The 1,143-nt window shown below is 36.0% G+C and carries 1 protein-coding gene; it reads right to left on the bottom strand.

Going from position 1 to position 1,143, the window contains the following annotated elements; genetic code table 11:
• Positions 1–40: 40 nt before the first annotated feature.
• A complete protein-coding gene (locus BQ8014_RS00010; protein WP_080902553.1) occupies positions 41–1,039 on the bottom strand; it encodes an IS110 family RNA-guided transposase in 999 nt (332 codons plus the stop codon).
• Positions 1,040–1,143: the final 104 nt, after the last annotated feature.

The raw sequence follows: 1,143 nt of genomic DNA, 5'->3' as shown, positions 1-1,143 counted from the left end.
TAAATAAATCATTCATATTCTTATGATTTTTGCAAGTTTTTTAGATATAAATAGGTTCATAAAATTCATTTCTTTTTATAACTGCAAACATCCGTGCTACGATTTTAGCTCTTAGCGCATTAATTACTAGCATTTTATTTTTCCCTTCATCAACTTTTCGCAGATAATATTCTTTAAGTTGTCCCCCGGTTTTATGTATCACAGACACAGCTGCCAAATGTAATAGTCTCTTTATGGATTTATTGGCTTTGTGTGAGACTTTGTTTTTCGAATGTTGGCTACTACCGGACGTGTATGAAAACGGAGCTACTCCTGCATGGCAACAGAATTTCCTTGAATCATTAAAACGAGTAAAAGCACCAGTCTCAATAATCATATTTAGAGCAACAACTTTACCTACACCATCCACTGACATCAACAGTTGCATCTGCCTATACAATACTTCCGTCGAACGAATAATGTTCTCCATTTCAGTCGTAATGCTCGCAATTACTGTTTGAAGATTCCTCATTACACTATCCAGCCGTTTAGCTTTCCTTTGATAAATATCTTCAGGCATAAAATCTTTCTGATCTTTTAGCTGTGCTTTATACGCAGCTAAATGTCCGGTGTAAAGATCACGCTCTCGTTCTAATTGCTTAAGGCGTTCTATCTGCTCGGTTGGGCCATCATAATAGCGAACCTTATCGCCGAAACGAGATGCATAAAGAGCAATACGTTTTGCGTCTATCCTGTCGTTCTTACCGCGTTGCATACCAGAAGAATATTTGATCTGGTATGGATTCTCCAACCATAGTTTGCATTCGTGTAATTTACAGGCGCATATTAGAGGATATGTGTATTGTCCCGTGTGTTCAGCACAAATCAAAAACTGGTTGTTATCCATTCCTAAATCATTTTTAAACTCATTAATCAAAGCTTTAATTGCTTGTTGATGATTACTGACTTGATCCTCTCGCAAAACCTTACCTTGGAGCATTACGCAGAAATCTAATTTTCTTTTAGATACATCTACACCGATAAAATAAAAATTTTCCATATTTTTGTTTTTGAACATCAATCGAAGGAAAGGAACTTGAACTTACCCTAGCTACCTTAACAATAAAAGGTTAAATTCTTATTCAGGTCTCAGTTCAAGGAAAG

This window comes from Parabacteroides sp. Marseille-P3160 (assembly GCF_900162725.1).
In the GTDB taxonomy this organism is placed as follows: Bacteria; Bacteroidota; Bacteroidia; order Bacteroidales; family Tannerellaceae; genus Marseille-P3160.
This window is presented reverse-complemented; position numbering and strand designations above follow the sequence as displayed.

Coding starts and splice junctions, on each gene's coding strand:
- BQ8014_RS00010 (WP_080902553.1), bottom strand. CDS start 1,039: ATGGAAAATTTTTATTTTATCGGTGTAGATGTATCTAAAAGAAAATTA.